This is a genomic window from Streptomyces sp. PKU-EA00015, assembly GCF_013387495.1.
In the GTDB taxonomy this organism is placed as follows: Bacteria; Actinomycetota; Actinomycetes; order Streptomycetales; family Streptomycetaceae; genus Streptomyces.
In genome coordinates this window covers 31033-43256 of sequence record NZ_JABZEE010000040.1, presented here as the reverse complement: position 1 = coordinate 43256, position 12224 = coordinate 31033, and the positions used below count along the sequence as shown (strand labels likewise).

Here is a 12224-nt window from a genome sequence, read left to right as displayed (position 1 = left end):
CGGCGGCTACGCGGGCCTGCGCAGCACGGTCAGGCTGCGGCCCACCAGCGGCAGCACGTCGCCCGCTGCCACCATCGGCCCCTTGCCGGGCGGAACGCCCTCGCGCCGTGCGGTGTCCACGACGACCTGCCACTCCTCGCCGTGGTTGACCGGGACGAGGAACTCCAGCTCGTCCGCGCTCGCGTTGAACATCAGGAGGAAGGAGTCGTCGGAGATCCGCTCGCCGCGCGGACCCGGCTCGGAGATGGCGTGACCGTTCAGGAACACGGACAGCGCCTTGGCGTGCGCGGCCTGCCAGTCGCGCTGGACCATCTCCTCCCCCTTCGGCGTGAACCAGGCGATGTCCGTCAGCTCGTCGTGGGTGCCCTCCACCGGACGGCCGTGGAAGAAGCGGCGCCGCCGGAAGACGGGGTGGTCGCGCCGCAGCCACACCATCGTCTTGGTGAAGGTCAGCAGCGAGCTCTCCTCGTCCTCGCCCGGATCGGGCCAGTGCACCCAGGAGATCTCGTTGTCCTGGCAGTAGGCGTTGTTGTTGCCGCCCTGGGTGCGGGCGAACTCGTCGCCGTGGCTGAGCATCGGCACGCCCTGGGAGAGCATCAGCGTCGCGATGAAGTTGCGCATCTGCCGCTCGCGCAGCTCCAGCACGCCGGGGTCGTCCGTCTCGCCCTCGGCCCCGCAGTTCCAGGACCGGTTGTGGCTCTCCCCGTCGCGGTTGTTCTCGCCGTTGGCCTCGTTGTGCTTGCCGTTGTAGGAGACGAGGTCGTGCAGGGTGAAGCCGTCGTGGCAGGTGGTGAAGTTGATCGAGGCCAGCGGCCGGCGGCCGTCGTCCTGGTAGAGGTCCGACGAGCCGGTCAGCCGGGACGCGAACTCGGCCAGCGTACGCGGCTCGCCGCGCCACAGGTCCCGCACGCAGTCACGGTACTTTCCGTTCCACTCGGTCCACAGGGGCGGGAAATTGCCCACCTGGTAGCCGCCCTCGCCGACGTCCCAGGGCTCCGCGATCAGCTTCACCTGGCTGACCACCGGGTCCTGCTGCACCAGGTCGAAGAACGAGGAGAGCCGGTCGACCTCGTGGAACTGGCGTGCGAGCGTCGCCGCGAGGTCGAAGCGGAAACCGTCGACGTGCATCTCCGTCACCCAGTACCGCAGCGAGTCCATGATCAGCTGCAGTACGTGGGGACTGCGCATCAGCAGGCTGTTCCCGGTGCCGGTGGTGTCCATGTAGTACCGGCGGTCTTCCATCAGCCGGTAGTACGAGGCGTTGTCCAGACCGCGGAAGGACAGCGTCGGGCCCAGGTGGTTGCCCTCCGCGGTGTGGTTGTAGACCACGTCCAGGATGACCTCGATGCCGGCCTGGTGCAGCGCGCGCACGGCCTGCTTGAACTCCAGCACCTGCTCGCCGCGGTCGCCCCAGGAGGCGTAGGAGTTGTGGGGGGCGAAGAAGCCGATGGTGTTGTAGCCCCAGTAGTTGTTCAGCCCCGCGTCCACCAGCCGGTGGTCGTTCACGAACTGGTGCACGGGCATCAATTCCAGCGCTGTCACACCCAGTTCCGTGAGGTGCGAGATGACGGCCGGATGCGCGAGGCCCGCGTACGTGCCGCGCAGCTCCGGGGGCAGCTCGGGATGGAGCATGGTGAGGCCCTTCACATGGGCCTCGTAGATCACGGTGCGGTGGTAGTCCGTGCGCGGCGGGCGGTCGTCGCCCCAGTCGAAGTACGGATTGACCACGACGGACGACATCGTGTGCGGCGCCGAGTCGAGGTCGTTGCGGGAGTCCGGTCTGCCGAAGTGGTAGCCGTAGACCGACTCGTTCCAGTCGATGGACCCGCTGATCGCCCGCGCGTACGGGTCGAGCAGCAGCTTCGCGGAATTGCACCGCTGCCCGCGGGCGGGCTCGTACGGGCCGTGGACCCGGAAGCCGTAGCGCTGCCCGGGCATCACCCCCGGCAGGTACGCGTGCCGCACGAACGCGTCGGTCTCGCGCAGCTCGACCGCGGTCTCCGAGCCGTCGTCGTGCAGCAGACACAGCTCGATGCGCCGCGCGGCTTCGGAGTGCACCGCGAAATTGGTGCCGGCGCCGTCGTACGTGGCGCCGAGTGGGTACGCCTGTCCCGGCCAGACCTGCATAGATTCGACTCTTCCATTTCTGATCCGGGTGTGGGGGACTACTTGGCGAAGATCCTCCCCCAAAGTGGAGCAACCTCCTAGGACTTCGAACCGTCCTACCGGGTGACCAATGGGGAACCTGGGGGAAAGGGGGGACAAGTGCGCCAATTGGTGCGCCGTCACCTGGGGAAGCTCTTGGCGGGGACCGCCATCGCGGTGACGGGTACGGCCCTGATGGTGGGCATCACCCTGCCGGGCACTGCGGGCGCCGACGACACGAACGGGACGGGCGGCCAGGCCCGGGGCCCGGTCGCGGCGGGCCGGGCGGGCGCGGAGGAGGGCGGTGAGGCCGGGAGCGGCTCGGCCGCCGGGTCACGGCCTCCTGCCGTCGCCGTGCCGCGCGAGGGGGAGCGCGGGGTCGGCAGTGACCCGCTGACGCCGGCCGAGCTGAGCCGCGCGGAACAGATCGCGCTGACACCGGCAGCCCGGTCGGACGGCGAGAACGCGGCGGGGGGCCGTGGTCCTCAGCACCTCGCGACCAATCTCGCGGAACCGCCGCCCTCCGCTCCGGACGCGGCCGTGCGCCGTGCCGAGGTCAGCTTCTACGACTACCGGGCCGACGAGCTCGTGACCTCGACCGTCAACCTCGACACCGGCAAGGTCGAGCGCACGGGCGTCCAGCGGGGCGTCCAGCCGTCGCCTCACCCGGACGAGTTGCGCGAGGCCGTCGCGCTCATCCTGGCCGACCCGCTCGGCTCGGACCTGAAGGCCGACTACCGGCACGCGACCGGCCGGTCCCTGACCTCACCCGATCAGCTCTGGTTCAACGGCGACGTCTACCGCACCTACCGCGAGAAGGACGTGCCCGACGAGCTCGCCCGCTGCGGCGAGCACCGCTGCGTCCGCCTCGTCACCAAGGTCGTGAACGGTCCCTGGATCGAGATCCGGAATCTGATCGTCGACCTGAGCGCCCGGACCGTCGCGCGCGTCGGCTGAGCAGCTGCCGCCCCGTTCCGGCGGCGCACCTTCCCGCACAACCTGTGCCACCCGTTCCTCCTGTCCGCACGTCCCGGTGAGGGAGTACGTCCAGATGCACGTGAACAGTCTTTCGCGCGTCCGCAGGCGCGGCGCGCTGCTGGCGGCGGCCGCGCTGCTCGGCAGCGCCGGCGTCGCCACCGGCCCGGCCTCCGCCGCTCCCGCCGCGGCGGGCGGCGCCCAGGCCGCCCCCAGGCCGCCGCAGTCCGACTGCAGCGTCGCCTACCGCATCGAGCAGAAGCTCGACGGCGGCACGACCTGGCGGATGTGCTGGCGCTACGACACCGGCCACGGCCTGATCCTCGACAAGATCACCTATCAGCCCAAGGGCGAACGGCGTCCCATACGGGTGCTGAACAGCGCCAAGCTCGCCCAGATACACGTGCCGTACGACGACGGCAACGCGGAGTACGACGACCTCACCGGCGCCGGGTTCGGCTGGGGCCTGCAGAACCTGGCGCCCGGCGAGTGCCCCGGCGGCACGGTCACCAAGGTCAGGGTGCCGGAGACGGGGACGGTCGACGGCCTGTGCACCACCACCCGTTCCCGCGGCCACGCATACCGGCTCGCCGACGACGAGGGCACGAAGGTCTGGCAGGCCCAGGGCAAGGACCTGCTGGTCTACACGGTCAACAAGGTCGCCTGGTACGAGTACATCACCGAGTGGCGGTTCTCCTCCGACGGCACCGTCTCCGCCAACGTCGGCGCGACGGGCAGCCTGGCGCCCGACGACTACAACGCCGCCGACGGCCGCGGCTGGCCCATCGGCAAGGGCGCCCGTGACTACGCCACCAGCCACGCCCACAATGTGTTCTGGCGTCTCGACTTCGGCCTGGACGGCGGCAACACGAACCGGGTGGAGCAGTACGACTCGAAGGTCACCGCCCCCACGGGCGACGGCAGTCCGACGGTGAAGACGACCCGGACCCCCGTGACCAAGGAGCTCGCCGGAGACGTCCGCACCATGCGCTGGTGGCGCGTGGTCAGCGCACGGGGCAAGAACAGGGACGGCCACGCCCGCTCGTACGAGATTGTGCCCGGCCCGTCCAGCAGGCACGAGGGCCGCCCCTTCACCAAGCACGACGTCTACTTCACCCAGAACAGGACCTGCGAGCAGTTCGCGAGCGACAACGTCCTCGACTGCGGGACGAACGCGCCCCCGAGCGTGGACAAATGGGTCAATGGTGAGAACCTTGCCAATCCGATCGCCTGGGTCAACATCGGGTTCCACCACATAGCCCGGGACGAGGACCAGCAGCCCATGCCCGTCCACTGGCAGGGCTTCCAGCTCGCCCCACGGGACGTGACGTCTATGAATCCGCTCACTCCGGCCGATCTCGCCGACCAGAACGGCCACCACCGTCACGGGAGTTGAGAAACAACCGGCTCATCCTGCTGCACCGCCTCCCGCTCCCGGAGTAGGCTTCCTTGATCGTTGAAGACGGCGTTCCAGGAAAGCAAAGGGCGGTGCGCGGGTGAGCTCGGGAGGGCTGGAGCTGCCCCCAGGTGACGCGGGTCGCGAGGGGGGAGACTCTGCCGAGGTCCCGCCGGGAGCGGTTTCGGTCGCGCGGCCCATGGAGATCGGGGCGGAGCTGGACTGGGGCGCGGAGGCCTGGAGCGAGGTGCGCACGCGCGCCCAGCGGGCAGGCCGCGCCTACATCTGGCTGAATCTGGTCGAACAGCGGCTGCGAGCGGTGGTCGCCGCCGTGTTGCGGCCCATCTACGACCCTGTGCACGGCGAGGACTGGGTCGTCGCGGCGGCCGGGCCCGCGGGCCACGAGTGGGTGCAGCGGGCGGTCGCCGTGCGGGAGGTCTCGCGCCGCAAGGGCTACCTGCTGGACCCGGCGGACGACAACGTCCTGTCCTTCCTCACCCTGCCGCAGCTGCGCGAGCTGATGGTGCAGCACTGGCCCTGCTTCGAGCCGTACTTCGACGACCGGCGCGACGTCGAACTGGCGCTGGACGAGCTGGAGGTGGCGCGCAACGTCGTCTCCCGCAACCGGGCGCTCAACGAGGCCGTCCTCGCCCAGGCCGAGCGCGCCTCCGCACGCCTGCTGGAGATACTCGGCAGCGGCGCCGGGGTCCCCTCCGCCGACCGCCTCCCCGTCGACGCCGTCGAGGATCTGGTCGGCGACCGGTACGCGGACGTCGTCTCCGTCCACCCCGACCGGGTCAGGCTCCAGCGCCAGCTGCCGGCCGAGGATCTCTTCGGCGGGGCACGTCGCCTCGACGCGATCGGCATAGGCCTGAACCTTCTCGTACAGAACTTCTCCGGCCGCCGCCTCGTGAGGCTGGCCGAGTCCGGTTGCCGGGTCCGGCTCCTCTTCCTCAACCCGGCGAGCAGCGCAGTCAAGCGGCGCGAACGGGAACTCGGCATCAAAAAGGGCGAGTTGAGCCGCACCGTGGAGATGAACATCCTCCACATGCGCCGGGTCCGCTCCCGGCTGCGGGACCCGGGCGCCTTCGAGATCCAGGTCTTCGACGAGACCCCCCGCTTCACCGCCTACCTCGTGGACGGCGACGGCCCCGACGGCCTCGCCGTCGTCCAGTCCTACCTGCGCCGCGCCCGCGGCATGGAGGCCCCCGTGCTCGTCCTGCGGGGCGACAGGCGCTCGGTGGTCCGCTCCGGGCAGGACGGCGAGAGCGGACTCTTCCAGACCTACCGCGAGGAGTTCGAGTCGGTGTGGACCGACTCGCGACCCGTGTCCTGACCCTGCCCGATCACGCTCCCCGCCTCGTTGTCAGTGCTGCGTGGGAAGGTGAGGATCCAACGGGGGAAGCACCATCGCACCATGGAGGAGGGGGCATCATGTCCTGGCACGGGGGGCCACTGGCCGGCTTCGATCTGGAGACCACCGGCACCGATCCGCTCGACGCCCGCATCGTGACGGCCGCCGTCGTCGAACTGCACGCGGGGGAGCCGGTGCTGCGCCGCGGCTGGATGGCCGACCCGGGGATACGGATCCCGGAGCAGGCCTCGGCGATCCACGGCATCAGCAACGAGCGCGCGGCGGCGGAGGGCAGGCCGGCCGGCGAGGTGGCCGAAGAGGTCGCCCAGGTGCTCACGGGGTACTGGCTGCGGGGTGTCCCGGTCGTCGCGTACAACGCGGCCTTCGACCTGACGCTGCTCTCGGCCGAGTTGCGCCGGCACGGGCTCGCCTCGTTGACCGAGCGGCTCGACGGGCGCCCTATAGGCCCGGTCATCGACCCGTACACGATCGACCGCGCCGTCGACCGCTACCGCAAGGGCAAGCGCAACCTCGAGGCGGTCTGCACCGAGTACGGCGTCGTCCTCGACCGTGCCCACCGGGCGGACGCGGACGCGCTCGCCGCGGTCCTCGTCGCCCGGGCGATAGCCGAGCGTCATCCGTCGGTGGCGCGCCTCGACCCCGGCCTGCTGCACGAGCGCCAGGTGAGCTGGTACGCGCAGTGGGCGGCCGACTTCCAGAGCTTCCTGCGCCGCAAGGGCAGCCCGGAGGCGGTGGTCGACGCCTCCTGGCCGCTGCGCGCGCTCGCCCCGGTGGCGGGGGCCTGAGCGCGGGGCCTGCCCGGCGGGAGGCGACGGATGCCACCGCTGTGCCAAAGACGGTCCGGGTGGCAGCCGGCCCCGCGTCGAAGGCGTTCATGTGCTTGGGGAGCACGGCACCCCGTGGCGGCGATCGCCCGGGTCAGAAGGGGTACCAGCGCACCTCGAGGTCGTTGTCGCGCAGTGAGGCCACCCGGCGGCGGAACTCGGCGAGCGCCTTGGGGTTCGTCGGGGCGTGCTGGGCCACCCACGCACAGCTCGCCGTCTCGCGCGTACCGCGCAGGACTGCGCAGCCGTCCCACTCGCGCACGTCCCAGCCGTAGGCGGCTGTGAACGCGTCGTAGGCGGCCGGGTCGAGGCCGTAGCGGTCGCGGGACAGCGCCATGACCACGAGGTCGTGCTCGCGCAGGTCGGAGGAGACCGTCTCCAGGTCGACCAGCACCGGGCCGTCCGGGCCCACATGGACGTTGCGGGGCAGCGCGTCGCCGTGGATGGGGCCGGGCGGCAGATGCGGCGTCAGCGAGGCCGCCGCTTCGGCGAAGCCGTCACGGCGCTCGCGCAGATACGCGGCGTCGGCGGCGTCGATCGCGTCGCCGGCCAGCCGCAGCCACCGTTCGACCCCGCCCAGCAGATCGCGGCGGGGCAGCGCGAAGGAAGGAGAACCGAGCGCATGGACGCGGACCAGCAGGTGTGCCAGATCGACCGGTTCCGCCGGGCGCACGGCATCGGGCAGCCGGTGCCAGAGCGTCACCGGGTGGCCGTCGACGAGCCGGGCCTCCGGCTCCGCGGCGCGCACCGCGGGGACTCCCGCGTCGGTCAGCCAGGCCGCCACCGCCAGTTCCCGCTCGGCACGCGGCAGAAGCTCGGCGTCCCGGCCGACCTTGACCACGATGTCGCCCGCCGCGAAGACCGCGTTCTCGCCGAGCGCCAGCAGAGCGGCGTCACGGGCGGCGGCCACAAGACCGGCCGCCGCCAGTACGTCGCGTGCCCGTGTCTCGTCCATCGGTCTCTCCCAGCACAGTGCCCTGTCGTGTATCGGGCAAAGTCTCGCATCCGTGCAGGTTGCCTTGACGAACCGACGACCCGTCAGCACGATGACGGGGCCGCCGGGGCGGCGGATCAGGACCCGGTCAGGGCCGGGCCGCCCGAAGGAGTCGAATACGTGACATCGGCGACCGCAACGGCGCGGTCCGGGAGGAAACCGGTCTTAGGCGCCTGGTTCCTCGTCCTGCCCGCGCTGATCCCCATCCTCGTACTGAGCGTCGGCCCGCTGCTCTACGGCATCGCGCTGGCCCTCACCGACTCCCAGGCGGGCCGCACCGAGCCCACCCAGTGGATCGGGACACTCAACTTCCGGGACCTGTTGCGCGACACCCTGTTCTGGGAGTCGTTCCGCATCGGTCTGCTGTGGGCGGTCGGCGTGACCGTCCCGCAGTTCCTCCTCGCCCTCGGTCTCGCCCTGCTGCTCGACCAGCGGCTGCGCCTTCGCTGGCTCGCCCGCGCGCTCGCGATCGTCCCCTGGGCCATGCCCGAGGTCGTCGTCGGCATCATGTGGCGGCTTGCCTACAACCCCGACGCCGGCATCCTCAACGAGACCATCCGCGACCTGGGCCTCGGCGACGGACGCGACTGGCTGACCGGCCTCGCCACCGCGCTGCCCGCCGTGATCGTCGTCGGCGTGTGGGCAGGCATGCCGCAGACCACGGTGGCGCTGCTCGCCGGGCTGCAGAACACCCCGCACGAGCTCCACGAGGCGGCCGCCCTGGACGGAGCGGGCGCCTGGCGCCGATTCCGCACCGTCACCTGGCCCGCCTTACGACCTGTCGCGCTCGCCATCACGGCGCTCAACCTCATCTGGAACTTCAACGCATTCGCCCTGGTGTACGTGCTGACCAACGGAGGACCGGGCGGACGGACCCGGCTGCCCATGCTCTTCGCCTACGAAGAGGCCTTCCGCTACGGCCAGTTCGGCTATGCGGCCGCCATGGGCTGCGTCATGGTCGCCGTCATCTCGGTGATGCTCGCCTGCTACCTCGTGGGACGGCTCAAGGGAGGCGACGAGAAATGAGCGCGCTGCGTGCCGGCAGGGCCGGACGTGCCGGGCAGTACGTCGCACTGGTCTGCTATCTGGTCTTCCTCGCCTTCCCGTTCCTGTGGCTGGTCTCCACCGCGTTCAAGCCGGCGCGGGAACTGGGCTCCCTGCACCCCACCTGGATTCCCGAGCAGCCGACCCTCGACAACTTCCGCCAGGCCTTCGACGAACAGCCGCTGCTCCAGGCGGCGGGCAACAGTCTGCTCGCGGCCGTCGCCGCCGCCCTGACCGCCGTCGTCATCGCGACCCCCATGGCGTACGTGATGGCCCGCCACCGCGGCAGGCTGACCACCGCGGCCACCGGATGGGTCGTGGTCAGCCAGGCATTCCCGTTCGTCCTGGTGATCATCCCGCTGTTCCTGATCCTGAAGAACCTGCATCTGATCAACACCCTCTTCGGACTGATCACGGTCTATGTCGTCTGGTCGCTGCCGTTCGCGCTGTGGATGCTCGTCGGCTATGTGCGGGCCGTGCCGGCCGAGTTGGAGGAGGCCGCGGCCGTGGACGGCGCCGGCCGGCTGCGGACGCTGGTCTCGGTGACCGCCCCGCTGCTCGCGCCCGGGATCGTCGCCACCGCGCTCTTCGCGTTCATCACCGCGTGGAACGAGTTCTTCTTCGCGCTCGTCCTGCTCAAGACCCCGGAGAAGCAGACCTTGCCGGTCGTCCTCACACACTTCCTCGGCGCGGAGGGTGCCGCCGACCTCGGGCCGCTCGCGGCGGCCGCGTTCCTCGCGACGCTCCCCTCGCTCGTCATCTTCGCGATCATTCAGAAGCGGATCACAGGCGGCATGCTGGCCGGGGCGGTGAAGAACTGATGCGTGCACGACTGTTGCCCGCGGCCGTCACCGCCCTCGCCCTGCTGCTCACCGGCTGCGGCGGGGACAAAGACCGCGCCGACGGAAAGATCAGGCTCCGTTTCCAGTCCCTGGCGTGGCAGAAGGAGTCCGTCGACGCCAACAAGGAACTGGTGAAGGAGTGGAACGAGGTCCACCCCGACATCCAGGTCGAGTACGTCCAGGGCAGCTGGGACAGCGTGCACGACCAGTTGCTCACCTCGTTCGAGGGCGGCGAGGCGCCGGACATCATCCACGACGCCTCCGACGACCTCGCGGACTTCGCGTACGGCGGCTACCTCGCCGACCTGACCGATCTGCTGCCCGAGCGCCTCAAGGCCGACATCCCGCGGCAGAGCTGGCGGACGACCACCTTCGGCGACGGCGTCTACGGCGTGCCGTTCCTCCAGGAGCCCCGCGTCCTCATCGCCAACAAGAAGCTCCTGGACGCATCCGGCGTCCGCGTCCCCACGGCCGGCCGACCGTGGAGCTGGGAGGAGTTCCGGCAGGTGACGAAGGACCTGACCGAGCACATGGGGGAGGGGAAGTACGGCATAGCCTGGCCGCTCAAGGAGCCGGTGTCCGTGACGCTCAACCTCGGCCTGTCCGCGGGCGGGCAGCTGTTCCACCGCGGGGACGACGGCAAGGTCACCGTCCGGTTCACCGAGGGGGACGCGGTGGTCCCGCGGACCGTCCACGACCAGGTCAACGTCGACAGGAGCGCCTCGCGCAGCACGCTCGGCACGGGCGGTTCGGACACCCTGCCCGGCCTCTTCGGCGGCAAGTACGCCATGGTTCCGCTCGGGTTCTCCTACCGGCAGCAGATCGTCCAGCAGGCACCCGAGGGATTCGAGTGGACGGTGCTTCCCGCGCCCGCCGGGCCAGGCGGGCCGGCGCAGGGCGTGAGCCCGCAGACCTTGTCGGTCGCCGAGGACAGCCCGTACAAGAAGGAGGCGGCGCGGTTCATCGACTTCATGCTCCAGCCGCGGAACATGGTGCGGCTGGCCCAGGGCGACTGGATGCTGCCGACGGGGACCGAGGCGCTCGACGACCCGGCCCTGCACACGGACGAGGACGGCTGGGCCACGGGAGCCGAGCTGGCCCGGCATCTCCGGTCGGCCCCGGCGCAGTCGGTGCGCGGGTATCCGGAGTGGAAGGACAAGGTCGCGACCCCGGCGTACCAGGAGTACTACAGCGGAGCGATCGACGCCGACGAGCTGCGCGAACGGCTGGTCGAGGACGGCAATCTGGTGCTGGCCCGGTATCAGCGCTGACACGGTGCCGGGCCCCCGCCGGCGGCGCCGGTCCGGCGCCACGTGCCGGGCGCCCATGGCTCCCGGCGAGGCGGACGAGGTGCTGGTGCGGCACCTGTGAGCCCGGGTGTCCGCACCAGGTTGCACGAGACGTCTCGTCTCGTTACGGTGGGGCCATGACGACACCAGACCGTGCCCATATCGCCATGTTCTCCATCGCGGCCCCCGGGCACGTGAACCCGAGCCTCGAAGTGATCCGGGAGCTCGTGGCCCGGGGACACCGCGTCAGTTACGCGATCCCCGCCTCCTTCGCGGACAAGGTCGCGGCCACCGGTGCCGAGCCCGTCGTCTACACGTCGACGCTGCCGACGCAGGAGGAGCCCGAGGCCTGGGGCACCGAACTCATCGACAACATCGAGCCGTTCCTGAACGACGCGATCCAGGCGCTGCCGCAGCTCGCGGAGGCGTTCGGCGGTGACGAGCCCGATCTCGTCATCCACGACATCACCTCGTACCCGGCGATCGTGCTCGCCCACCGATGGGGCGTCCCCGCGGTCTCCCTCTCGCCCAACCTGGTCGCCTGGGAGGGGTACGAGGAGGAGGTCGCCGAGCCCATGACCGCACAGCTGCGGGCGTCGGAGCGCGGCAAGGCGTACTACGCGCACTTCGAGGCGTGGCTCGCGGAGAACGGGATCACGACGCATCCGGACCGGTTCGTCGGCCGGCCGCGCCGCAGTGTCGTCCTGATCCCGCGTTCCCTCCAGCCGAACGCCGACCGGGTCGACGAGGCCGTGTACTCCTTCGTCGGCGCGTGCCAGGGGGACCGCCGGGACCAGGGGGAGTGGCAGCGGCCGGCGGACGCGGAGAAGGTGGTGCTGGTGTCGCTGGGCTCGACGTTCACCAAGCAGCCGGCCTTCTACCGCGCATGCGTCAAGGCCTTCGGAGACCTGCCCGGCTGGCACCTGGTGCTGCAGATCGGCCGGTACGTCGACGTGGCGGAGCTCGGCGAGCTGCCGTCGAACGTGGAGGTCCACAGCTGGGTGCCGCAGCTGTCCGTGCTGCGTCAGGCGGACGCGTTCGTCACCCACGCGGGCGCGGGCGGCAGCCAGGAGGGCCTGGCCACCGGGACGCCGATGGTCGCGGTCCCGCAGGCGGTGGACCAGTTCGGCAACGCGGACATGCTGGTCGGGCTGGGGGTGGCGCGCCGCCTTTCGACGGAGGAGGCGACGGCGCACGACCTGCGGGAGGCGGTGCTGTCACTGGTGTCCGACCCGGAGGTGGGGGAGCGCCTGGCGCGGATCCGGGAGGAGATGGCGCAGGAAGGCGGCACGCGAAGGGCGGCGGACCTGATCGAGGCGGAGCTGGTGGGCTGAGAAGGG

9 protein-coding genes and 1 pseudogene are annotated in these 12224 nt (G+C 70.8%); 8 read left to right on the top strand and 2 right to left on the bottom strand.

Annotated elements, in window-relative coordinates; translation table 11 throughout:
* Window positions 1–6: 6 nt before the first annotated feature.
* The gene (gene glgX / locus HW130_RS24030; protein WP_177151761.1) at window positions 7–2127 is read right to left on the bottom strand and encodes a glycogen debranching protein GlgX; all 2121 of its coding nucleotides are present in this window, start codon (window positions 2125–2127) and stop codon (window positions 7–9) included.
* Between the two features lie 138 nt (window positions 2128–2265).
* Between glgX and HW130_RS24025 the strand changes: the two genes are divergently transcribed.
* From HW130_RS24025 to HW130_RS24010, 4 genes are all read left to right on the top strand, one after another.
* Window positions 2266–3102: a Tat pathway signal sequence domain protein gene (locus tag HW130_RS24025; RefSeq protein ID WP_177151760.1), complete on the top strand. Its 837-nt coding sequence runs from the start codon at window positions 2266–2268 to the stop codon at window positions 3100–3102.
* 94 nt (window positions 3103–3196) lie between these two features.
* Window positions 3197–4516: a copper amine oxidase gene (locus HW130_RS24020; protein WP_177151759.1), complete on the top strand. Its 1320-nt coding sequence runs from the start codon at window positions 3197–3199 to the stop codon at window positions 4514–4516.
* 100 nt (window positions 4517–4616) lie between these two features.
* Window positions 4617–5852 (top strand): SAV2148 family HEPN domain-containing protein, encoded by a 1236-nt coding sequence (locus HW130_RS24015; protein WP_177151758.1) that lies wholly within the window; start codon window positions 4617–4619, stop codon window positions 5850–5852.
* Between the two features lie 98 nt (window positions 5853–5950).
* Window positions 5951–6676, top strand: a complete 726-nt coding sequence (locus HW130_RS24010; protein WP_177151757.1) for a 3'-5' exonuclease — start codon at window positions 5951–5953, stop codon at window positions 6674–6676.
* A 133-nt stretch (window positions 6677–6809) separates the two neighbouring features.
* On the opposite strand, the gene HW130_RS24005 is transcribed toward HW130_RS24010, so the two are convergent.
* Window positions 6810–7670, bottom strand: coding sequence for a phosphotransferase enzyme family protein (locus HW130_RS24005; RefSeq protein WP_177151756.1), 861 nt, complete (start codon window positions 7668–7670; stop codon window positions 6810–6812).
* Window positions 7671–7829: 159 nt separating this feature from the next.
* On the opposite strand from HW130_RS24005, the gene HW130_RS24000 reads away from it, so the two are divergent.
* From HW130_RS24000 to mgt, 4 genes and pseudogenes are all read left to right on the top strand, one after another.
* Window positions 7830–8735 carry a carbohydrate ABC transporter permease gene (locus tag HW130_RS24000; RefSeq protein WP_177151755.1) on the top strand — a complete coding sequence of 302 codons (906 nt, stop codon included), beginning with the start codon at window positions 7830–7832 and terminating at the stop codon, window positions 8733–8735.
* Window positions 8732–9574: a carbohydrate ABC transporter permease gene (locus HW130_RS23995; protein ID WP_177151754.1), complete on the top strand. Its 843-nt coding sequence runs from the start codon at window positions 8732–8734 to the stop codon at window positions 9572–9574. Before HW130_RS24000 ends, HW130_RS23995 begins: the two co-directional genes overlap by 4 nt.
* On the top strand, window positions 9574–10866 hold the full coding sequence (locus HW130_RS23990) for an ABC transporter substrate-binding protein (RefSeq protein ID WP_177151753.1): 1293 nt from the start codon (window positions 9574–9576) through the stop codon (window positions 10864–10866). Before HW130_RS23995 ends, HW130_RS23990 begins: the two co-directional genes overlap by 1 nt.
* A 96-nt stretch (window positions 10867–10962) precedes the next feature.
* Window positions 10963–12218 (top strand): annotated as a pseudogene (gene mgt, locus HW130_RS23985) (macrolide-inactivating glycosyltransferase).
* Window positions 12219–12224 lie beyond the last annotated feature (6 nt).